The sequence below is a fragment of the Varibaculum cambriense genome, from assembly GCF_032557235.1.
Lineage (GTDB): Bacteria > Actinomycetota > Actinomycetes > Actinomycetales > Actinomycetaceae > Varibaculum > Varibaculum cambriense_C.
Genome location: NZ_JAWGMB010000002.1, coordinates 113,186 through 135,664, shown reverse-complemented (window position 1 = coordinate 135,664; position 22,479 = coordinate 113,186). Strand labels below are relative to the sequence as shown.

Annotated in this window: 20 protein-coding genes; 16 read left to right on the top strand and 4 right to left on the bottom strand. The window is 53.2% G+C overall.

Annotation, left to right across the window (positions count from 1 at the left end; genetic code table 11):
• Positions 1–182 precede the first annotated feature (182 nt).
• From E6072_RS02395 to E6072_RS02385, 3 genes are read left to right on the top strand one after another with little or no spacing between them, the layout of a single operon-like run.
• Positions 183–2,309: a DNA topoisomerase IV subunit B gene (locus tag E6072_RS02395; protein WP_316693459.1), complete on the top strand. Its 2,127-nt coding sequence runs from the start codon at positions 183–185 to the stop codon at positions 2,307–2,309.
• A 40-nt stretch (positions 2,310–2,349) separates the two neighbouring features.
• A complete protein-coding gene (locus E6072_RS02390; protein ID WP_316693458.1) occupies positions 2,350–3,438 on the top strand; it encodes a GNAT family N-acetyltransferase in 1,089 nt (362 codons plus the stop codon).
• Positions 3,438–4,442 carry a GNAT family N-acetyltransferase gene (locus E6072_RS02385; RefSeq protein WP_316693457.1) on the top strand — a complete coding sequence of 335 codons (1,005 nt, stop codon included), beginning with the start codon at positions 3,438–3,440 and terminating at the stop codon, positions 4,440–4,442. The genes E6072_RS02390 and E6072_RS02385 overlap by 1 nt, the downstream gene beginning before the upstream one ends.
• Positions 4,443–4,483: 41 nt before the next feature.
• Here E6072_RS02385 and E6072_RS02380 read toward each other — a convergent pair whose 3' ends face one another.
• Positions 4,484–6,853 (bottom strand): DNA topoisomerase IV subunit A, encoded by a 2,370-nt coding sequence (locus E6072_RS02380; protein ID WP_316693658.1) that lies wholly within the window; start codon positions 6,851–6,853, stop codon positions 4,484–4,486.
• Between the two features lie 280 nt (positions 6,854–7,133).
• Here E6072_RS02380 and E6072_RS02375 point away from each other — a divergent pair, with 280 nt between their 5' ends.
• Positions 7,134–8,303: an alkaline phosphatase family protein gene (locus E6072_RS02375; protein WP_316693456.1), complete on the top strand. Its 1,170-nt coding sequence runs from the start codon at positions 7,134–7,136 to the stop codon at positions 8,301–8,303.
• Positions 8,304–8,342: 39 nt separating this feature from the next.
• Here the strand turns inward: E6072_RS02375 and sepH are convergent, their stop codons facing one another.
• The gene (gene sepH / locus E6072_RS02370; protein ID WP_316693455.1) at positions 8,343–9,644 is read right to left on the bottom strand and encodes a septation protein SepH; all 1,302 of its coding nucleotides are present in this window, start codon (positions 9,642–9,644) and stop codon (positions 8,343–8,345) included.
• A 168-nt stretch (positions 9,645–9,812) separates the two neighbouring features.
• Between sepH and E6072_RS02365 the strand changes: the two genes are divergently transcribed.
• Genes E6072_RS02365 through E6072_RS02350 form a run of 4 tightly spaced genes read left to right on the top strand, consistent with a single transcriptional unit; the run spans position 9,813 to position 11,927 of the window.
• Positions 9,813–10,115 carry a DUF4193 domain-containing protein gene (locus E6072_RS02365; protein ID WP_316693453.1) on the top strand — a complete coding sequence of 101 codons (303 nt, stop codon included), beginning with the start codon at positions 9,813–9,815 and terminating at the stop codon, positions 10,113–10,115.
• Positions 10,116–10,124: 9 nt separating this feature from the next.
• Positions 10,125–10,856 carry a DUF3710 domain-containing protein gene (locus E6072_RS02360; protein ID WP_316693451.1) on the top strand — a complete coding sequence of 244 codons (732 nt, stop codon included), beginning with the start codon at positions 10,125–10,127 and terminating at the stop codon, positions 10,854–10,856.
• Complete coding sequence (locus tag E6072_RS02355; RefSeq protein ID WP_316086284.1) at positions 10,856–11,191, top strand: hypothetical protein; 336 nt, start codon at positions 10,856–10,858, stop codon at positions 11,189–11,191. The genes E6072_RS02360 and E6072_RS02355 overlap by 1 nt, the downstream gene beginning before the upstream one ends.
• The gene (locus tag E6072_RS02350) at positions 11,181–11,927 is read left to right on the top strand and encodes a DUF3159 domain-containing protein (protein WP_316693450.1); all 747 of its coding nucleotides are present in this window, start codon (positions 11,181–11,183) and stop codon (positions 11,925–11,927) included. The genes E6072_RS02355 and E6072_RS02350 overlap by 11 nt, the downstream gene beginning before the upstream one ends.
• Here E6072_RS02350 and E6072_RS02345 read toward each other — a convergent pair.
• Together E6072_RS02345 and E6072_RS02340 are read right to left on the bottom strand one after the other, a co-directional pair.
• Positions 11,924–12,625, bottom strand: coding sequence for a TrkA family potassium uptake protein (locus tag E6072_RS02345; protein WP_316693449.1), 702 nt, complete (start codon positions 12,623–12,625; stop codon positions 11,924–11,926). The two genes, E6072_RS02350 and E6072_RS02345, sit on opposite strands and share 4 nt — an antisense overlap.
• 1 nt (position 12,626) lies before the next feature.
• Positions 12,627–13,292, bottom strand: coding sequence for a TrkA family potassium uptake protein (locus E6072_RS02340; RefSeq protein ID WP_316086280.1), 666 nt, complete (start codon positions 13,290–13,292; stop codon positions 12,627–12,629).
• An 89-nt stretch (positions 13,293–13,381) separates the two neighbouring features.
• On the opposite strand from E6072_RS02340, the gene E6072_RS02335 reads away from it, so the two are divergent.
• From E6072_RS02335 to E6072_RS02300, 8 genes are all read left to right on the top strand, one after another.
• The gene (locus tag E6072_RS02335; protein WP_316693448.1) at positions 13,382–15,550 is read left to right on the top strand and encodes an APC family permease; all 2,169 of its coding nucleotides are present in this window, start codon (positions 13,382–13,384) and stop codon (positions 15,548–15,550) included.
• Positions 15,551–15,567: 17 nt separating this feature from the next.
• Positions 15,568–17,052, top strand: a complete 1,485-nt coding sequence (locus tag E6072_RS02330) for a hypothetical protein (RefSeq protein WP_316693447.1) — start codon at positions 15,568–15,570, stop codon at positions 17,050–17,052.
• A gap of 285 nt (positions 17,053–17,337) precedes the next feature.
• The gene (locus tag E6072_RS02325) at positions 17,338–17,883 is read left to right on the top strand and encodes a TetR/AcrR family transcriptional regulator (protein ID WP_316693446.1); all 546 of its coding nucleotides are present in this window, start codon (positions 17,338–17,340) and stop codon (positions 17,881–17,883) included.
• A gap of 81 nt (positions 17,884–17,964) precedes the next feature.
• A complete protein-coding gene (locus E6072_RS02320) occupies positions 17,965–18,381 on the top strand; it encodes a DUF2871 domain-containing protein (protein WP_316693445.1) in 417 nt (138 codons plus the stop codon).
• A 181-nt stretch (positions 18,382–18,562) separates the two neighbouring features.
• Positions 18,563–19,513, top strand: coding sequence for a metal ABC transporter substrate-binding protein (locus tag E6072_RS02315; RefSeq protein WP_316693444.1), 951 nt, complete (start codon positions 18,563–18,565; stop codon positions 19,511–19,513).
• Positions 19,506–20,171 (top strand): ATP-binding cassette domain-containing protein, encoded by a 666-nt coding sequence (locus E6072_RS02310; RefSeq protein WP_316693443.1) that lies wholly within the window; start codon positions 19,506–19,508, stop codon positions 20,169–20,171. Before E6072_RS02315 ends, E6072_RS02310 begins: the two co-directional genes overlap by 8 nt.
• Entirely contained in the window at positions 20,168–20,959 is a 792-nt protein-coding gene (locus E6072_RS02305; protein ID WP_316693442.1) for a metal ABC transporter permease, read from the top strand. The genes E6072_RS02310 and E6072_RS02305 overlap by 4 nt, the downstream gene beginning before the upstream one ends.
• A 9-nt stretch (positions 20,960–20,968) precedes the next feature.
• A complete protein-coding gene (locus E6072_RS02300; protein ID WP_316693441.1) occupies positions 20,969–22,411 on the top strand; it encodes a hypothetical protein in 1,443 nt (480 codons plus the stop codon).
• Positions 22,412–22,479 lie beyond the last annotated feature (68 nt).

The following is a 22,479-nucleotide window of genomic DNA, read 5'->3' as shown; positions in this document are numbered from 1 at the left end:
GGCTGGCCTCGGTAATGTTTACCCCGATTATATTCGCTACTCCTATTCAAAATAGGGGTTACGAGATAGCTGCGGGATGCTGCGCCCGTTAGCCCCCGCAACCCGGCGGGAAGTCCCTCACAATCACTCGCCCTCGGAAAGCCGCTCGCCACCCTAAAAGTGGCAGCCCTTAAACTAGGGGGGTGGCTACTAATACGAAAGCGGATTACACCGCCCGGCATCTGTCGGTACTAGAAGGACTAGACGCAGTTCGCAAGCGTCCCGGTATGTATATCGGATCCACCGATCACCGCGGGCTAATGCATTGCCTCTGGGAAATTATCGACAACTCGGTAGATGAAGCCCTGGAAGGCTACTGTGACCGGATCGAGGTCACTATCGGCGATGATCATTCGGTTTCAGTGGCAGATAACGGTCGCGGTATCCCCGTAGATGAAGTCCCCGGGGTGGGACTATCTGGGGTGGAGGTGGTCTATACCAAACTGCATGCGGGCGGAAAGTTCGGCACCGGCTCCTACGGGGCAGCGGGCGGCCTGCACGGGGTGGGTGCCTCGGTAGTAAACGCTCTTTCTGCCCGCCTAGATGTGCAGGTAGATAGGGGCGGGAAAACCTATCAAATGTCTTTTCTGCGCGGGGAACCCGGAGAGTTCGACGACACCCAATCCCGCACGCCTACCTCGCCGTTTAAGCCTTTCACCAAAGAATCCAAACTGAAAGTAATAGGGAAAGCCCCCAAGAAAAAGACCGGAACCCGGGTGCGTTTTTGGGCAGATTTTCAGATCTTCCCCAAAACCGCCTCTACTGGATTCTCTTGGGAACACCTGTTAGAACGCGCGCGTCAAACCGCTTTCCTAGTACCGGGACTAACTATTATTTGCCGTGATGAACGCCCCGAAGAGCCTCTAGAAGAGTCTTTCAAAGCCGAGGGCGGAACCGAGGATTTCGTGGACTTCCTCGCTCCCGATCAGGCAATCGTAGATACCTGGTGTATCCGCGACCAGCGCACCTACAGCGAAACTGTGCAACAGTTAGACCAAAAAAGCGGACATTTACGCCCAGTAGAAGTCGAACGTACCTGCGATATTGATATTGCCCTGCGTTGGGGCAACGGTTACGACACCGTAGAACGTTCTTTCGTAAACATTGTGGCCACCCCGATGGGCGGCACCCACATTATGGGATTTGAAAACGCCCTAGTGCGGGTGCTGCGCAGCCAGATTGATAAAAACAAGAAATCGAAGCGCCTGAAACTCACCCAAAAAGAAGCCAAGATCCGAATCGAAAAAGAGGACATAATGGCGGGGCTGACCGCAGTAGTCACCGTGCGGCTGCCCGAACCCCAGTTCGAAGGGCAAACCAAGGAAGTTTTAGGTACTCCCCAGGTACGTCAAGCGGTCTCCAGCGCAGTCACCCAGTGGCTAGAAAAGAAGTTTGCTTCCTCTAAACGCGACGACAAACAGCAAGTATTTGCCCTAATGGAAAAGGTCGTGGGGGAGATGCGGGCGCGAGTGAGCGCGCGGCATCAAAAAGAGATTTCCCGACGCAAGAACGCCCTGGAAACCTCCTCACTACCGGCCAAACTCGCGGATTGTCGCTCCAATAAAGTGGAAGATTGCGAACTATTTATCGTGGAGGGCGACTCGGCACTAGGTACCGCCAAGCAGGCACGCTCCGCAGATTTCCAGGCATTGCTGCCGATTCGCGGAAAAATCCTCAACACCCAAAAAGCATCTACCTCCGATATGCTTTCCAATGCCGAATGCGCAGCGATTATCCAGGTAATCGGGGCAGGTTCCGGGCGCAGCTTCGACCTGGACTCGGCCAGATACGGCAAAGTCATTATGATGACCGATGCCGATGTGGATGGCGCGCATATTCGCACCCTCTTGCTTACCCTATTCTTCCGCTATATGCGCCCCCTGATTGCCGCTGGGAGAGTCTATGCGGCAGTCCCCCCGCTGCATCGGATCGAAATCCCAGCTCAGGGACGGAAAAAGAAAGAAATTATTTATACCTATTCCGAGGATGAGCTGCATCAGCGGCTGCGCGACCTCGCCAAGAGTGGACGCAAATATAAAGAACCCATCCAGCGCTATAAAGGTCTGGGAGAGATGGATGCTTCGCAGTTGGCAGAAACCACGATGCAGCGCGGCAAACGTATGCTCCGCCAAATTACTTTTGCCGATGAAGCCGCGCTGCAGCAAGCTGAGAATATTTTTGAGCTGCTTATGGGATCGACAGTCGCGCCGCGGCGGGAGTTTATCGTGGCCGGTGCCGATGAGCTAGCGGCAGAACAGATTGATGCGTAATAGTTTCGGTTTGCCGCTTGACCCCCGATAAGATAAAAACATGTCAACTTTGCGCGAAAGGTTAGGCAGCCTGCCAGCTGCCCCGGTACCCCCGGTGCACCTGGGGTTGTATTGGCGACCCTCGCGTGAAACTGACTCTTGGAGAATCCGGGAACTGATTCACTTAACCGAACAGCATTCCCATCCGGCGCGCCCTACTTCCGAGGGCGAGATCACCCGCCTAACCCAGGCACTGAGTCACCCGGAACTGCAAGACTGTCTGATCGGTCTAGATTCCCGCGGTAACTTGGCGGCTTTCGGTTCAGTTACCCTGCAGCCAGATGAAAAAACCTATGCCCGCGCCGACCTATTCGCGGTCACTGCTGAGCATTGGAGAGGACGCGGAATCGGCAGAGCCTTACTGGCCTGGCAAGACGTGCGGGCTCGGGAACTGATGCTGGGTTACTATGGAGAAGACTATGAACGTCCCGCCCAAATCCGGAACGTGGTTGATGAACGCGCTGGAGACCGCCGGATGCTTTATGCCGCGGCCGGGTTCTCGGCGCAGCGTACGATTAAAGTCTTTTCTCATCGTTTAGATCCGCTCACTCTCACTGAGCTGCCCGGTAAGTTCCCTATTAAAGACGTGCGGATAGTTTCTGCCCGTCGCCTCTCGCCTGATCAATGGGAAGAAGTAAAAGCCCTACATGTAGCAAATTCTGCCCGGCTATATGCGGCTAAAGGAGATGCTTCCCGCTGGTGGGGGCGGGTAATAGCGAACCTGGCTCCCGATCTTTCTTTTGTAGCTATCTCGATGAATTCCGGGCGGGTTCTTGCCTATTGTCTGGTGGTTTACCGCAATCTGTGCCAAAGCAGCAGCCTAGAATCTGAGGGAGTATCTGAACAAATCATTCCGGCAGTAGCAGTTGACATTTTTGGTGATGACCGGCGAAATGCCGATAGTCACGGCGCCGATTTTGCGGTACTCAAACAGGTGCTTTCCCAAGTACTCTTAGCTTGCGCGGATTCGGGCTATAAACAAGTTTTTGCGGAGGATAACTATCCGAAACTTGGTGATCTGTCCCGGGTATGTACCGCTTGTGATTTTCAGCTGGCCGGAGCCCGCATGATCTATACGGTGGAGCTGTAATGGAAATACCCGCATGGTCATTGCCGGCAGGTAGCGAAATCTTTTCCTGGCGCAAACTCGGCCCCGATAACGTGGCAGAAGTGGGAAGTCTGATCCACCGGATTGAAGAGTTCGACAATCCGCCCTTTCGAACCGCGATTTCTGAAGTGGAAGATTTTTTTGCGGCTCCCTCCAGCTGGCGCACGATCGGCGCTTTCGGCTCAGAAAATAACCTGGTTGCCTATGCGCAGGTGCGTCCCCGGTTACTGTTAAACGAAGTGGTTTGTGAGGGCGGGGTAGATCCGCGCTACCGCGGTCAAGGACTTGGGCGTGCTTCCATATCCTGGCAACGCGATCAGGCTCGAGTCTTACTAGACCATTCCCGTCCCGGACGCGCCCTCTTTTATGTGGAAGATATAGCCCCGGAACTGTCACAATTACTGGTAGATGCCGGTTATACGCAAACCGATTCCTTCGTGGATGTGTCTCGGGATCTGTCTGGTTCGATTGAAGTACCGAGTCTGTCCCACCCGTTCCAGATTGTCACCTGGGATAAAGAACTTGATGACCTGTTGCGGCAAGCTGTCAACCGGATCTTGGAAGAGCGGAAAGCCGGGGCGGGATACACTTCAGAGGATTGGACAACTCGGCGGGGAGCCTTTACCCCGGATTGCTCTTTCGTGGCGCTAGATAAAACCACTGATCGTTCCGAGATCGCTGGCTTCGTGCTGTCTTCTATCTATCGGCAAGATTGGACCGCGGTAGGGAATCGACAAGGCTATATCGATTTGTTAGGACTCCTTCCGGGGTGGGAAAACGAGGCGATTCTAAAATCGCTAATCGCGGCGGTGCTTACGGCGTTTAAAAAACAAGGATTCGCCACCGTCGGTGCGCTACTGCCGGAGACCGCCGACCCCGCCACTCGGCATCTGTTTTTAGAGGCAGGATTTAAAGTTATTGGCACTTCCACCCAATACGCGATCGAGACTCCGGCCTCGAAAGAGGACGCTAACTCCAGCAGTTAGCTTGTAAGAATCCCCCGGTGCTAGAAAAAGGCGCCTCAGCCTTACCCCAGGTAGTAGATTTGGCGTTTTAACCCGCTACCAGAAGCGTCTCGTTTATCAGTTACTTCTGGCACCGGAACGGGGGATCCATCTTTTGCGAGGGCGCGCGGGGGAGTGGCAGTAATCGCCGCCAATGCCAAGCGGCTTTCACCCTTTAGGAAACGTTGGCAACGCACCCCCTGCCCGGCGCGTCCCTTCTGCGGATACTGCAGCAAGGGAGTGACTTTGGCACTGGTTTGTCCGCTTCCCGACCCGGAAGTAGCAATCCCCGCTACTGTTACTACCAGCGAAGACTCTAAGCCGTCGGCGCTAACCAAAGCGGCGGCGATTACTTGGTCACCCTCGGAAAGTTTCATCCCGGAAATACCTTGACCCGAGCGTCCCTGGGGACGCACTTTATCCGCGGGGGTACGCAGCAGTTGTGCTGCCGAAGAAATCAGTACAAAAGCGCCATCATCACTGCCACTGCCGGCGGCTACTACCTGATCGCCGGATTCCAGCGTGATTATCGAATAAGAATCTTGAGTAGTCAGCACCTGGGGACGGATCCGTTTAATCACTCCGCCACAGGTGGCAGCCCACCAGGTAGGGCCGTCTTCATCCAGGGGAACTAGCCCCACTACTTCCTCGCCGTCCTCGAGGGGCAGCAGCCGTGAAATCGGAGGCGTACCGCGCAGGGAGGGCGCCGCTGCCGAACGCACCAAAGCGGGTACTTCCAGGGCAGCTAGTTTATATAAAGTGCCGTGGGAGGTAACCGCTCCCACCTGGCCGCGGGCGGTGGTAAGGGCAGTGGAAATAATGGTATCCCAAGGTTCGCGCCCCTCCTCAGCGGATAAAGCTTCATGCCCGGGGAAGCGCGCCACCAGTCCGCCTGCCCCCAAGACCACGGTTGCCGGCTCATCCGGGATTTCCAAGGGGGTGTCTTGATCGGCAGTTAACTGGGCAGCGCCCTCTTCTTCCAACAGCACTGTCCGCCGCGGATCAGAGCGTTTTTGGGCGACTTCCCGCAGCTCGCTGGCCACCAGCTCTTGACGTTTTTCTCGCGAGGCAATCAGAGCTTCCAGCTCCGCGATTTCTGCGGTTAAGCGGTCACGCTCTGCCTCTAATTCCAGACGAGAAAACTTCGTTAACCTGCGCAGCTGCAGGGACAAGATATGTTCAGCTTGCACCTCATCTAAGTCAAAAGCCTCCATCAGGCGGGATTTTGCCTGGGCGGAGTCCTCGGAGGCGCGAATAATCTGAATAACATCATCAATATCTAGGACTGCGATTAGCAAGCCGCGTACCAAATGTAGCCGTTCTTGCCGTTTACGCAGGCGATACTGGCTGCGACGCATCACGATCTCCATGCGGTGATCTAGGAACACCTGCAGCATTTCTTTTAGTCCCAGAGTGCGTGGCTGGCCATTGACCAAAGCCACCGCGTTAATCCCGAAAGAATCTTCCATGGGAGTATGTTTGAACAGGGAAGCGCGCACTGCCTCCGGGTTAAACCCGGATTTCACCTCGATAACTAGGCGCAGATCATGTTCGCGGTCAGTTAAGTTAGTGACCGCGGAAATTCCCTTTAACCGGCCTTTTTGCACCCCATCCTTGATTTTTTCAATCACTTTTTCCGGGCCCACCATATAGGGAAGCTCAGTGACCACAATCCCCATCTTCCGGGCGCTAACCCGCTCAATCGCGGTCTTGGCGCGAGTGCGGAAAATCCCCCGACCCGTCTCATAGGCTTGGCGAATACCGTCCAGCCCCACAATGATTCCGCCTCCCGGCAAGTCAGGTCCGGGAATAAAACGCATTAAATCTTCGGTAGTGGCCTGAGGGTTTTCTAGCAGATGTATCGCGCCGGCCACGGTTTCCCCCAGGTTGTGGGGGGCAATATAGGTGGCCATACCCACGGCAATCCCGTTAGCCCCATTAACTAACAAATTCGGGAATGCTGCGGGCAGCACTGCTGGCTGCAGGAACTGGTTATCGTAGTTGGGCACAAAATCTACGACGTCCTCATCGAGATTGCCCACCATATCTTGAGCGGTGGGAGCCATCCGCACTTCCGTATAGCGCGCCGCCGCCGGGCCGTCATCGAGCGAACCGAAGTTTCCATGCCCATCCACCAGCGGCATTCGCAGGTTAAAGTCTTGTGCCAGGCGCACAATCGCGTCATAAATAGCACTGTCACCGTGAGGGTGGAGCTTACCCATAACTTCACCCACCACGCGCGAGCTTTTCACATGCCCCTTATTAGGCCACAGCCCCATTTCGCTCATCATATAGACGATGCGCCGCTGCACCGGCTTTAAACCATCCCGGGCATCGGGCAGGGCGCGCGCATAAATCACCGAATAGGCGTACTCCAGGAAAGAAGTGCGCATCTCCTCGGAAACGTCAATATGAGTAATTTTTTCCTCTACAGTTTCCGGGGAGGAGGCAGTAGCCGCTTTTTTTCGCTGCGGACGGGCAGTCACAGTTTTCGAGGGCGAGCTTACCGGTTTTTCTTTTGGGTCTGGCTGGTCGAGGGTGTCCGGTGCAGGCATGGCTGCAGAAAACAGATCAGGCTGACGGGGTTCATTCGACTTTTCGCTCACCTTAATATCAAAGCAAAAAACGAGGCACTAGTCAGATTCGGCTCGCGGATATGAGAAGATAAGAGGTATGGCACACCGTGAGAAAACCACTACTGGAATGCGGATATGGGATATTTTACCCACGCTGTTCGGGGCGCTTAACTGGCGGGAAGAAACCGATTTTTCGGGTACGCTGCGGCCACTAATCGGGGAAAATAGGCGCAGGTTATGCCTAGTCGTCATTGATGGTATGGGGCAGCAGCTGCTCTTGTCGCGGCGCGGACATATACCCTTTATGCGCCGGTATCTTACGCAGACACCCGGCGCGCTGGGGCAAACCCTGCAAACCTGCGTTCCGTCCACAACGGTAGCTGCTCTGACTAGCCTGCATACTGGGCTTTCACCTGCGCAAACCGGGATGCTCGGGTATCAGTGCTGGGATCCCGTTGCTAGGCGGGTGCTGAACTTAATCACTTTTGAAGGCTACAGGCGACCAGCTCAATCCTGGTGTGACCAGCCGACCCATTTTACTTATGCCCGAAATAGCGGCCGGGAGTCCCTAGCACTAGTCCCACCTGACTTTGTGGGATCTAAGCTTAGTGACATCACTTTGCGCGACGCGAACTTAAAAGTATCCACGAAGCTTTCTGAGCGTTTCGCCCAGGCCGCTACAGCTTTTAAACAGGGGGCGGACTACGTGTATGTTTACTGGTCACAGCTTGATCATTGGGGACACAATCTCGGATGGTCTCATCCCCGCTGGTTACAAGAGCTGGAGGCAATTGACCGGGCATTATCCGAACTTCGCGCGCAGTTACCCCCTGACGTACTCATGGCGATAACCGCAGATCATGGCATGGTAAATGTTACTGACGCTTCCACGGTTGATCTAGCAGATTCAGAGTTATCCTCCCAGGTGGCAGCAATTTCGGGGGAGCCACGCGCCCTCCACGTTCACCTTAAAGAAAAGTATCTAGGCGAGGATCCTGCCGGTAATCGCACCCGGAATGCCCCTGATGCGCTGGTGCTCGTACAGTGGCAAAAACTACTTGCCGGACGCGGTCAGATAGTAGCTGATTACCGCCAGATTTACGGCGATATCAGCGAACCGGATCGTATCGGGGACTTCACCATTTTTGCGAAGGAAAACTATCAGTTTGTAGATTCCCGTTTCCATAGCCGGGGAGTTCTGCAAATGGTGGGAGTCCACGGCTCACTAACCCCGGCAGAAATGGAAATCCCCCTAATCTTGGTTTAAACGCTAAGACCCGCAGCCTAGTAGTGAGTATTCGAATAATTAACGCGGCTTAGTACCAAAGACGATATCGTCCCAGCTGGGTATAGATTTACGGTGGGAACGCCGATGTTTACCTTTAGTTTTGGAGGTATTTTCCCCGGAAGCAAGGATGGTATTATCGTTTTCCTCCACATTTTCCATCCCCGGCAGGACGAGAGCTTCCTGGTCGGGATCAACGCTGGGAGGAGGAGGTGCGGGGCGAGAAGGCTCCCCAGATTGATTTCCTGCCGAGCCTGCGGGGGCGCGTCTGGTTAAATCCAGGTTAAGAGCTTCAGCTTCGGAAAGATTGCCTACAAAAGTAGGTTCGCTGCTATCCCACACCTGATCTAAGCGGCGTTTATCTTGCGGGAATTGCGCGGCGGGCTCCGACTGGGGGATCGTTGATTCTCCCCCCAGTTCCTTCTTTACTGCGGGACTGAAATCACTTTGCGGCTGCGCGGAAGAGGACGCAACGGGGTTTTCTTGCGCAGCAGGTGATCCTTGACGCTTGCCGGAAAGGGAAACTATCTCCGCCGGAGTGCTTGCCTGAGTGTCGTTAGGTTCGTCCTCTAGATCGGAAATCTCGTCTAAGTCGGTTTCTTCGGGAAGTTGCAAATCCGGGGAACTATCGCGTTTTCCGCGCGCCGCTGCCAGTGCTTCTAAGAGTGCCTCAGTACCGGTATCCGGTTTTTGCGGGCTAGTAGTCTCCGGGGAAGATACGGGGAAAAATTCTTCGAAACTCGATACTTTTGAAGCCGGTTGGGGAGCCTCGGTTAACCAGGTCGCTTCCTGGTCAAGGGCGCTTACTGTGGAAGAGCCAGGCTCCATATGCCAACGGGCAGTCAAATCGCGGGCATCTTGGGTAAAAGTCAAAATGATTTCCCACGGTCCTTTACCGCCGCGAACTGCATCCCAACGCAGGGAAGCTGCAGAAACCCCCCGTGCCGCGAGACGATCTACAACTAGCTCTCCTAGCTGAGGAGAATCTGATTCCCCTCCTATCTGGCAAGATTGCGCCTGATTTGCAATGTGGCGGCGCTCAGCCAAAATCGGCGTAGCGTAACGTTGCACTTTCGCCAGTGGAAGCTCAAACTTATCCGCGATCTCATTAGCGGTACTGCCGGCGCGAATCAGGGCTTGGATTTTACGTGGGGGAACTGTTTTCTTGGGGCTTTGTGGCACCGCCTCCAGGTTGGGGCGCTCCGGACGTAGCGTGTCGCGAAGCTCTTGAGTGATGGCCAAGGCGTAGCGGGTGCCTTCCTCATCGTTGAGAATCAGCTGATTACCATCTGGGTGCAATCCCAACAGCTCTAGGTCTTTCATATTCCTCCGTTCCCTTGTTTCGAGATTGCCACGTTCAGGGGAGTTTTTTGCCTATTCGGCGCGGTGTGTCTGTCGTATCTAGCATTTTAGGGCTTGAAGTGTTAATATCCCCGCGTCTATTGTTTACTTAACTGTAGACTCAAGCACCATCTTAAGAAGGGACGAACCGTGGCAACAGATTATGACGCCCCCCGTAAAAATGAAGAGGAAGTCGAGCAGGACTCCTTAGAAGAACTGAAGGCTCGCCGCGCGGAGGCCAGCGGTTCCTCTGAAGTCGATGAGGACGAAAACGCAGCTGCAGAAGATTTTGAGCTGCCTGGCGCCGATCTATCTGGCGAAGAATTTTCGGTGCAGGTGATTCCGGCGCAAGATGACGAGTTTACCTGCTCGGTATGCTTCCTAGTTCAGCACCGTTCCCGCCTGGCCGGGGCAGTTGACGGCCAACCGGTTTGCCTGGACTGCGCTGAATAAACTGGCGTTATGAGATTTTTTCCTTCTCGACGTAAACGTTTCGAAAAAGACGGATCTTCGCCGGTAGCCCCAGACCCGACTGCCTCCGATAAGCCAGAGGAGGCCGCTAAGGCGGCAGAGCCTGCCGGGGGCCATTGCGCCCTGCCGCCAAGTGGTGACGAGGTTTCCGCTAACGGCCAAACCTCTAAGCGGCAAGGCCCTTACAATGAGGGCGAGTCGCCGGAGGGTAGCGAGTTCTTAGATATGGGGGTATTGCGGATCCCCATGATCTCGGGATTACAAGTTCTTCCAGTTCAAGATGCAAATGGCAATATCTTGGCTCTGGAGATAGTGTCGGGAACCGCACAGATGCAGCTTGCTGCCTTTGCGATGCAACGTTCCGGGGGGCTGTGGGATGAGATTCGCCAGGAGCTCGCTGACCAACTTAAAGCTGAAGAATACCAGGTTTTTCCGCTCCCCGGACCTTTCGGGGAAGCGGTGCTGGCACGCCCCATCCCGGAAGGTAAATCGGCGATAGAAGGAGCAATGCCCCTACTCTTGTGGGGGATTGAAGGTGATCGCTGGCTGCTGCGAGTCATCGTCAGGGGACAGGCTGCCGAGGAAGAATCCGCTCGTGAAGGCCTGCTGGAAGTCCTAGGCGGCATGGAGGTAGTTCGCGGGAAAGAAGCCCACGTACCGGGAGAAGCACTACCGATCGAGTTACCCGAAGAACTACTTGAGCAGTTGGGCGTGGGCGAGTAGTGGGTTCCGAAGAAACAACACCTGCAGTTGCGGAAGGTTCACAACCTTGGGTAGCAGCCCAAGTTTGTGAGGTAGCTGAGCGACAAAAAGCCTCCCTTTTTGGGGTATTGCGTTCGGTTACTTTTCCGGCTCCCTCCGGAGCTGGTTCATTTACTGCGACCCTTTTTGATGGTACCGGGTCAATAGATGTGGTGTGGTTAGGGCGGAAAAGTGTTCCCGGTATCAAAGCTGGGATTCGTTTAGCGGTGCAAGGGATGGTTATTGCTCGCTCCAGCGGACTTTGTGTTATCAACCCTACTTTTCAGATTGAGCCGGTTCGCGCTAATGAGCAGTAGTTTCGAGTCAAATGATGACCGCGGTGAGCAGCCAGAATCACCCCGTTTTTCAGTAGATGCTGATATGCGGGGACAACCCGCACTTTCGGGACAGCTAGGTGGTTTGGGATCCCAGTTAGGATCGCAGCAGTTTTCGATGCGGGAGGCAATCGGCGGGCCTTTGGGTGCCTTAGAAGCTACCTTACCCACCATTTTGGTAGTGGCGATCTATCCTTTTACACATTCTCTGCGGCTGCCAGTTATCTTGGCGCTGACAGTGACCGTTGTTTTTGGGGCGATCCGTATCCTTCGCCATCAAAGTTTGCGCCAGGTGCTAGCCGGCCTTGCCGGTACTCTAATCAGTGTATTTTGGGCCTGGCGTAGCGGTCAGGTGGAGAATTTTTTTGCCTTCGGTTTTTGGATAAATGGGGTTTACTCACTGGTCCTGCTGGCTACTATCCTGGCGCGGCGACCTGCGATCGGCTGGCTGGTAGCTGGGGCTATCGGCAAATTGGATACCTGGCTCCGTCCGCAATTCCGCAAGTTTTATAAGCTTTCCCGGCTTTGCACTTGGCTATGGATAGGGCTTTTCACCTTGCGATTAGCGGTGGAACTACCCCTGTACTACGCAAATCTGCTGGTTCCCCTGGGGGCAGCGCGACTCATCTTAGGGTTGCCCGCATTTGCCCTGGTAGGTTATTTCAACTGGGCTCTAATGCGAGCTGAGACCTCCCGGCTACGCGGCAGTGACCGCTAGTCTTCTTGCGCCGGATCCGCTACTTCTTCAGGCGGGGGTGCAAACAGGGCAGTTATTTGCTCTAAATCCTCTTCTGCTTTGGAACTAAATAGCATCAAAAGCTCATCGAGTCCTTGCAGCAAAGTATCCGGGCGGGGAGCAAGAGGGCGCGAATCACGTAAAACCGCTGCCAATACTACCGAGGGAGGCAGATCGAGGGCGGACAGGGGCTGCCCGGTTAACTCAGAATCTTCGGGAACGGTTAGCGAATACATGTTGGTGTCAGAAGTGTGGAAGCGGAACAGATGTACCGGGATTCCCACGGAGACTACTTCTTCCACCAGGGCAGTCATAACGCGCGGGGTAGAAACGGCCACGTCTACTCCCCAAGCATCATCGAAGAGCCACTCGTTTTTGGGATTATTGACCCGCGCCACTGTCTTAGGTACCCCGAACTCGGTTTTTGCCAATAGGCAGACCACCAGATTCACTTTGTCGTTCCCGGTAGCGCAAACTACTACGTCGGCCTCGCTGATCTCTGCTTTAGAAAGTGTATCTAGGGAGCAAGCGTCCCCTAACACCCAGTCTGCCTGCGGAATCGAGGATACTTCCATGCGGGAAGGATGATTATCGATCAAGGTAACTTCATAGCCATTAGCTACCAGTTCGCGGGCAATAGAGCGTCCTACCGATCCGGCCCCGGCAATTACTATCCGCATATTAGTCCTCCTGCACTGGGGGTCGTTTGAAAGCCCGCTCTACCTGGGCTGCCCGCTCCGAAGGCACTGTACATATCAGTTCGTCGCCCTCTTGAATCACCAGGGAAGAAAGGTTGAAATAGGGTTCACCATCGCGGCCAATATAGGCAACTTTGATATCCAGAAGTTTTTGAGCCTGTTGTAAAGAAACCCCCACCCAGTCTTCACAAGGGAAAATACGGAGCATCTTCACCTGATAAACCGAATCCGAATACGCCATCTGGGTATCGTCCGGCAGCATCAGGCGCAGCATTTCCGAAGCGGTCCACGAGACCGGAGAGGTCGTGTTGATCCCCAGTTTGCGGTAGATTTCTGCGCGGCGAATATCGTAAATCCGGGCGACTACCCGGTCAATCCCAAAAGTTTCGCGCGCGATACGGGCTGCCAAAATATTGGTGTTATCTCCGTTAGAGATGGCGGCGAAAGCATAAGCTTCCTCAATATTGGCGCGCTCTAGTACTTCCCGGTCGAACCCAATCCCGGACACTTTTTGCCCGGAAAAATCAGTGGGAAGTTTTCGGAAAGCATCAGGGTTGGAATCGATAATGGCAACCGAATGTCCCTGTTCGTCCAAGGTCTGTGCGACTCTGGCGCCTACTCGTCCCGAGCCTAAAACTACGAAGTGCATGCAAGTAGCGTAAACCTTTTCTGGGCTATTTTCAGCTTTCAAAACAGCAGAAACTATTAGTTTTGGCTAGATAGTGGGATGATCGGGATGTGAAAGACGACAAAGAACGCTGGCAAACCCCAGCCCTGCGTAAACCGCAGCTGATGCGGGAAGGACTATCGAAACGCTACGCCCTCCCAGTTTTTGCTTCGAATGCGCTGTCTTCTGTTTCCTACGCCCCGGATCAGATCCTGTTGACACTCGGGGTAGGAGGAATCGTAGCCTCTGGTATTTCCCTCTGGGTGGGGGTAGCGGTTTTCGCGGTCATGGCGGTGGTGATTATTTCCTACCGCCAAGTAGTATTGGCCTACCCACGCGGAGGGGGCGACTACGAGGTGGCGCGGCAAAACCTGGGACAACCTGCCGCTTTGGTTACGGTAAGTGCGCTACTCGTTGATTATTCTTTGACTATCGCGGTTTCTACCACGGTGGCTGGGCGTTATCTTTCGTCTTTATTCCCCTCTCTTAGCGTTCACCCGGTTTGGGTGGCACTGGGAATAATAGTCATCTTGACGGGATTGAATCTTTCGGGGATGCGCGAGTCCGGAAAGCTATTTGCCATCCCCGCGTATTTATTTATGGCAGCTATTGCGCTTTTAGCTATCTGTGGGCTGTTAAAGGAAGCCTTTGGTACCTTAGGGCTGGCGCAGACAGCGCAGATGGAAATCTTACCGTCTGAGCCCTACCAAGCAGGGCTTACCGGTCTGGGGGGATTGCTGCTGTTTTTAAGGGCGTTTTCGGGCGGCTGTGTAGCCTTGACCGGAATTGAGGGAATCAGCAATGGGGTGCCTGCTTTTAGGAAGCCGCGCCCTAAAAACGCGCGGATAACCCTGGCGGTTTTTGCGCTGATTAGCGCGGCGATGATGTTTTCCATGCTGCACCTAGCGAAAGTAACGGGAGTGAAAGTTCCGGCTTTTGACTCCCAGTTGCTCAGCGCGGATGGCTCAGTGAAGGTTAGAGAAGTACCTCCGGTGATCGCGCAATTGGCGACTACCATTTTTTCTGGTTATCCAATAGTGGCTTCTCTGGTGATTATATTTACCGCTATCATCTTGATCTTTGCTGCTCACAGTGCCTTTAACTGGTTTTCGCAACTTACCCAAGTGCTATCGCGTGACGGGTTTTTGCCGCCCCAAATTTTTCGGCGAGCAGATCGAAGTTCCCTATCCCCAGTTATTTGTGTTCCGGCTTTGGTAGCAGCAATCTTGATCGTGGTTACCCAGGGGCAAGCCCCCAAGTTAATCCAGATGTACATTATTGGGGTTTTCATATCTCTGACTCTTTCACAACTGGGGATGCTCAGATACTGGAACTCGAAACTGCGTTTGCGGACTTTTGAAAAGAACCGGAAGATATTGCGGCGTCGTTGGATGGTGAACGCGATCGGTTTCATTTGTACCGCCACGGTGCTGGTGGTAGTGACTGCTTCTCGGATTACCCGCGGTGCCTGGGTGGCTTTAGTCATGATGGCAATCTTGTTTGTTCTCTTGTGGAAGATTGGGGACTACTATCAGCGCTTAAGCGGGGAAACTGAGGTGGATGACTTTGCTACTGCGCGCTCCTTGCCTTCCCGGGTGCAAAGCCTGGTGCTGGTTTCTAACCTAGACAAACCCACTATGCGAGCTATCTCCTATGCTCGTGCCTGTCACCCGTCCTCGTTATCTCTAGTTCACGTAGAGATTGAAGCTGACGATTTTGCCCGTCTTAAAGAAAGTTGGAGGCAAAGCGGGGTAGAAGTTCCACTGACGGTTCTGGCTTCACCTTTCCGCGATATTACCGGGCCGTTGCTGCAACACGTGCGCTCTTTGCGTAACCGCTCTCCCCGCGACCTGGTGGTTATCTATATTCCCTGCTACCGGGGGAAATATCCTTGGCAAAAGTTTTTACATAACCGTTCTGTGGATCGTATCCGTCACCAGCTGCGAGATTTACCAGGGGTGCTAGTGGTGATGGTGCCCTGGGGCTTGTCTGATTCCCACAAGCAGGCGGATCAGCGAGCCGGGGTAGCCGCACTACTTCCTCCAGAAGAGTATCGCCAGTCTTCCCCGGTGTTTGGGGGGAGATCCCAAGATATTACCCGGGGCGCGTTTGTGGGGGAGAATGATCATCTTCCCTGGATAAATGGTGTTCACGGCGGCTGGGGGATAGAACAGTCGTCCCCGGATCGTAAATCTTCTGTCCGGGGCAATGTTCAGCCCGATTTTTCTGCTGATTTTTAAGTATTGAGCATTAACTTATGAACGAAGTTTCCTTGCAGCTATTGCGTCCGGTTCATGGCGGTTACTGTCTGGCACACCGGGACGGTCAAACCTATATGGTACGTTTCGGACTGCCGGGGGAGCAGGTCAAAGCCGTCCCGGTCGCTAAGAAAGGCAAAGTTATTTTTGCTGAGGTAAGCGCGGTACTGGAAAGCTCCCCGCACCGCCGTGAACCTATTTGGGCATCGGCCGGCCCTGGCGGGGTTGGGGGTGCAGATTTATGTCACGTGAAACTGCCGTACCAACGCGTCTGGAAGGCTGAGGTGCTTGCGGATTGTCTGCGCAGACTTGGGGGAGAAGAAGTTTACGCGCAAGCTTTAGCGGTAAGCGGGGGAGAACTGAGTTGCCAAGGCGTGAGCGGTGGCAGCGTGGGCGCGGGTAATCAGGATGCCGATTCAGTAGCAGAAGCCGCGGGCGGTGAGAGAGTGGATAACGCTAGCGGCGAGAATGATGCTTGCGGCGAAGACGGTCTGAGGTATCGTTTACGCGCCGATTTCGAGGTTAGTGCTGCCAGGCGCCTGGCAATGACAAAGTTCCGCGGGGAAGAGCTACAAGAGATTACCGGTTTCCCCCTAGCCGACCCAGTTATTAGCGACTCGTCGTTATTTAGAAACCCGGATTTATGGGGCAAGGTGTTTGTGCCCTCCGGGCGCATGCGGGCTTGGGCGAGTGCGTTAGGGCTGCGAGTGTGGAATGGGCATACTTTATTTGACGAGGACGGGTGCGCACTTAAAGAGAAAAGTATCCGTTTAACAGTTTCTGGCTTTGGGGAATATCAGGTTGCTCCAGATGGGTTTTGGCAAGCACACCGCGAAGCAGCACGGGTTTTGTGTGAACAGGTAATCGCGGCGGCTAGTAGTGACTGCGAGCCAGGTAGTGAGGCGCTTTCTGCTCCAGGAGAGGGGAGAGGAAATGTGGTAAGCGGCGAGGGTGCCGACATCGCTCAGGAAAGCAAGAGCGCCGCGGCGAGCGAGAATAGTGAGCGTCTGCTGATACCGGGAAACCGGCGCTGGAATGAAATCCTGGAACTTTACTCAGGGGCCGGGCTGTTTTCGCGTCCTCTGGCTAAGGCTTTGGACAGGGGAGGACGGCTCACCACTTTGGAGGGGTCGAAGCCGGCAGCGAAAATAGCACGCAAGAATCTTTCTGGAGTGCCTGGACGCCTGCAGATTCATGCCGGGCGGGTAGATGTCAAGGCACTCGCAGACTATAGCGACAAGATAAAGACGCCGCCCCTAGTGGTAATGGATCCGCCGCGCAGCGGTGCGGGACAAAAAGTGATGGCAGCGCTGACACGCCTGCAGCCAGAGCGGATTATCTACGTCGCCTGCGACCCGGCAGCGCTAGCTCGTGACCTGAAAGTCGCCGTATCCCGCGGCTACCAGATTGCATCCTTACAGGCCTTCGACCTCTTCCCCCACACCCACCATTTTGAGTGTGTTGCTTTGCTGTCAAGGATTTAGAGTGTGTTGCTTTGCTGTCAAGGATTTAGTAGGTATGTGGATTTTTACCTTTGTATATATAGCAGGGGTACGGTTCTATCATTAGAAAGATTAAGCTGTTTCTGCGATTTTTGAGTGCGATTTGGCTTTTTATCTTACGGATGAGTGTAAAACCTTTTAAAGCACGAGGACGCAGGCAGATTATTTAGACCAAAGAGAAATTCATTAGCGCTTTCTATAAGAATCCGTTGGGGTATGCTAGATACTGAACAATGTTCAAAAATGCTATGAAGGGAGGGTAAAGGCATGGCGAACAGAGAAAACATTCTGGCAAAGTGTAGAAAGCTGGTATCTGAGCGGGGCCTAGCAGCGGTAAGTATGCGTACGGTGGCCAAGGAATGTGACCTGGCGTTGGGGTCGGTGTACTACTATTTCTCTTCCAAGGATGATCTACTGATTGCCATTATTGAGAGCGTTTGGGAAGATATCTTCAGCTTGGGGGAGAGCGAGGATAAGGAGACTGATTTTCTGGTCTTCATTGAAAAGTTCTTCCGGGATATTAAGCAAGGAATGCGCTGTTACCCCAATTTTTTCAGCATCCATTCCTTAGCTGTTTCCGCCCAAGGTCAGCAGAAAGCAAGCAACGCTATGCAGCGCCATCTGTCTTCGGTTAGGGAGAGGATGTTGTGTGTCCTAAGTAAAGACCCGAATATAAAGGCGGAGGTCTTTACTGTCAGCTTCACCCCGGAAGCGTTTTGTGAATTTATTTTGATGAGCCTAGTCGCCCTCCTAGTGCAAAGAAAGGATGATTGTGCAGTATTGCTAGAACTAATCAGAAGAACCCTTTACTAGGGGGTGGCTCTTCCGGCAAAGCGGAAGAGTTTTATTTTCAGTATCTTGAACAATGTTCAAAACAACTACCGGAGGTTATAAATGAAGAAGAAATATCTAAATCTGGCGTTAATTTACGCGCTAGTCGCGATGGTAGGGGGAATTTTCTTCCGCGAGTTTACGAAAATCAACGACTTCACTGGCGCTACCGCTCTAGGCAAAGTGCATACCCATCTTTTTGTCTTAGGGATGCTTGTCTTCCTGCTAGTTTTCTTGTTTTCCCAGGCCCTGGAGCTTGAAAAACAGAAAACTTTCCGGGTCTTTATGAAGCTCTACAACGTAGGTTTACCGCTCTTTATCCTCACCCTGATGCTGCGAGGAGTCTTGCAAGTATCGGGAGCTGAGGTTTCAACGGGAGCGGACGCTGTGCTTTCGGGGGTTGCCGGAATCACTCACTTTTTAGTAGCCACCGGTCTGGTGCTCTTATTGCTGGCCTTTCGGAAAGCTGAAAAGCGGTAGTTGAGGCAAGAATCTAGTTGCTAATAGCGGACTGACGCTTTAAGAAGCGGCGGTCCGCTTTGCTATGCCCAAAGCCAAAAGGGGAAGTAATTTAACTCAATTTGATAACCGTTCTCATTACTGTTAAATTTTCTGAGCGAAATAAATATTTTGCTGAGCAATACTTAAAACGGTTAGGAAAATGGTGCACAAAAATAGCTTCAAAACTCTTCTGGCCTCGCTGATTGCCGCCCTATTGGTATCTTCTGTAGCAGGCTGTAGCTCACACGCGCAGGCGGAAGCAGGCGCGGAAAACACTGGAGAAAAAGATAAACCCCTGGTCTATGCCACTTTCTTCCCGGTAGCCGACCTGACCAGCCGGATCGTCGGCGACAAGATGGAAGTCAAAACGGTTATTAAAGGCACGCAAGAGCCTCACGACTTCGAACTGCAAACCAGCGATCGCGCTGAACTCTCAAAAGCCGATCTGATTGTTTACAACGGTGCCGGAATGGAAGGCTTTATTGGAGACCTCCGCGAGAGCCTGGGGGGTGAAGAAAAATTCCTCGATCTATCGCAAGGGCTAACCCTACTAAGAAATAAAGATGCAGCCCGCACCGATACCACCGCAATTAACCCCCACACTTGGCTCAGCGTTAAAAACGCGCAGGCAGAGCTAAAAGCCATTTGCGAAAAAGTTAGCGCCCTAGATCCTAAAAATGCTAGCTATTACCGCGAAAATCTGGGAAAAGCCCAAGAAAAATTCCAGGCGCTAGACAAAAAATTTGCTCGGGAAATTGCTAAAGTTCCCGCTGAAAAACGCTACTTTGTTGCCTCCCATGCGGCTTTTAACTATCTGGCAGATGACTACGGACTCAAACAGGTAGCAGTTACCGGGATTTCACCCGAGGACGAACCTTCGGCTAACCAATTGGCCACCATTGCTGATTTTGTGAAGAAACATCAGATCAGCACGATCTTTTTCGAAGGGAAAGCCACTCCGAAAGTCGCAGAAACCCTAGCGCGGACTACCGGAGCTAAAACCGGCACCCTCTACACCATGGAGCATCTAACCAAGGAAGAAGAGGCGCTCGGGTATCTGGGTTTGATGGAGAAAAACTTAACTAACTTGAGGGAATCCTTCGGTGAATAAAATCCTGGAGATAAATAAAGTCGCTTTTGCGTACGGGGATGTCCCGGTGCTGCAGTCAGTGGATTTATCCCTCACCGCCGGACAATTTGTGGCGGTAAGTGGTGATAACGGGGCAGGAAAATCCACCCTAATGAAACTACTGCTGGGAGATTTACGTCCCTCGCAAGGACAAATCCGCCTTTTCGGAGACTTAAGTAGCGTAGACGGCCACTATCGTGACCTCGCCTATCTTTCTCAAAATGCGGTCAGCGGCTACCGCAATTTTCCGACCACCGTGGCGGAGCTGATTCGGGTCTATCTAGCGCAACTGAAAAGGAAAAGCGAGCCTACCGCCCTGCTAGATACCGTGGGGTTAGGCGGGGTGCGCACCCATCGTCTGCGCGAGCTATCTGGTGGGCAACTGCAGCGAGTAGGAGTCTTACTGGCGCTCCTAAAACAGGCGCGTCTGATTCTCTTGGATGAACCTACCGGCGGTATTGATCAAAAGTTTTCGCTTGATCTTTACCATCTCCTGCGGGAACAATGCGACCAAGGAAAAACGGTTTTGATGGTTACCCATCAATTGGCAGAAGTTGCTCCTTTCTTAGATGACGCTTTGCGCCTATCTGCAGGAAGGTTTACTCCTGTCGAACTGGAAGCAATCGGGGTCAGCCAATGAGCCTCTTTGCTTATGACTTCATGCAACGCGCCTTCCTAGTAGGAACAGTGCTGGCGGTAATCTTGCCGCTAATCGGCTTGCCGATTGTACTCAAACGCCTATCGATGATGGGGGATACGCTCTCACATTCTTCGCTAGCGGGAGTAGCCGCGGGACTAGCATTTGGTTTTAACCCCTTAGTGGGATCGGTTATTGCCTGCATAATCGCTGCCCTGTGTGTAGAGGCAGTGCGAGTACGTTTGCGAGCCTACCAAGAGATTTCTACGGTTATGGTGCTGGCAGCTTCGATTGGACTTGCGGGCATTTTTACCAGTTTTTCCGGTGGATCTAGTGCCATCACTACTTATCTGTTTGGTTCTATCGTTACCCTAAGTGACCTGGAATTATACCTGGTGCTAGGAGTGGGGGTAGCCGTGGCGGTGGTCTACAGCGTCCTGCATCGCCGTCTCTTCTTAACCATATTCGATCCTCCGGCAGCCCGGTTATTAGGGATAAATATTCGCGTCCTCAATTTTGTGTTCGCGCTGTTGGTGGCACTAGCGGTATCGGTAGCGGCAAAAACTATCGGATCCCTGATAGTCTCCTCGATTCTGGTAATCCCCGCGATCGGGGCTATGCAGTTCGCGCGGACCTATCGCGGCACCTTGCTGCTGTCAGTGATCATCTCTTTGGTCTGTGTATATGCGGGGCTAGTGCTCTCGTTTTATCAAAACCTGCGCCCCGGCGCGGTAATCGTCCTCATATCAGTATTTGGGCTGCTTACGGCCTTAGTCTTTAGAAAAAAGTAAGGAGAAAACATGGCTAAAACTAAGCGAATAGTAGGAGCAGGGGTAGCTGCAGCTCTATTGGTAACTTCTAGTGCGCTGGCATTTGGGGGCGCTTTTAATAACGGTGAGGACGCCCTCGAGGTCTCCGGGAAAACTCCCTCCGCTGCCGGGAAAATAGCGCCTCATCTTCAAACGCCCAAGTTCAAACTAGACGAAACCACCCAAGTGTTAGTGGACGGGGAAGTAGCAAGCGATGAAATCGTCAAAGTAATAAAACACGGTGATCACTGGCATGTGTTTACCAAAGACGGACGTGAAATCATCACTTACACCGATCCGGCCAAAGCCAAGAGCGCGGGACAGCTGCGCAGCACCGCGAAAGTACTATCTGCGGGACAATTGGGACAGGTGGCATCGCAGGGAGTAGTCAAAATCCTAAAACATGGCGACCACTACCATATTTACACCGCAGATGGCCAAGAGTTTGTAACCTACGCTAACCCCAGCGGCCTTTATCCCGGGATAGCTATCGGAACCTATACTGGCAGCCACGGGAGCGGAAAAAATACCGTTCCCAGTTATCGGCCGTGGCGTCCCCAGGTAGTTCCCGCTGGTGGTAAAACTAATCCTTCTGGAGTGCCGGGTAGCAACGTTAAACCCCATCCGAGCGGGAAACCCTTCCCTGGAGGAGGGTTGCCGCTGGTGCGAGTGGTTTCTTTGTCGCAACTCGCCAAGCTGCCAATCGTGAAAATCTTGCAGCACGCGGATCACTATCACGCCTATACCAAGGCGGGGGAAGAGTACATAACCTACGAAAATCCCGCGAAAGTCTTTCCACAAATAAAGATAGGGCAGTATTCCGGTTCGCATGGCGGGAATGGAAATGCTTCCCAGCCGAATAACGGCGAAAAACCCAGCAAGCCGGGGAGGCCGCAAGCGGAAACTGAGCAGCAGCCGAAACCCGGTGGACACTCGAGCCAAAATCAAATTGATGATTCTGAACGGGTCGTAAAAATTCAACGCCATGGAGACCACTGGCATCTACATTTCGCTGATGGGCATGAAGGAATCAGCTATACCGATCCTTCGGGACTGTATCCCGATATTAAAATCACCGAATATGAGGAAGAGAAACCACAGGATACTACCGAGGTTAACGAAGACGAAAAGTTTACCTATGACGAGGTAGAAGCGAAACTGATTGTGCCCTTAAAGTACATTACTTACGGAAACGTCACCCATGCCACCAGGTATGACCATGAAAAACAGCGCTTTGTGATTCCTCATTACGATCACTATCATTACATGACCTTAGATACGATTATCCAGTTCGCCCGCGGGGGCAAGGATAATATGTTCCACGGTTACAGCGCGCGGCAGGTGGTAGCCACTTTGAAGTATCTGGTTGTGCACCCCGAAGCGCGGCCGAAAGGAGAAAACGGTTGGGGGAGCGCCGCGGAGGTCACTCCCTAGAAGTTTTAGGAATGCTTGGCGGAAAGTAAGGTAAAAGAAAATTAGGTAAGGAAATTCTTTTAAAAATC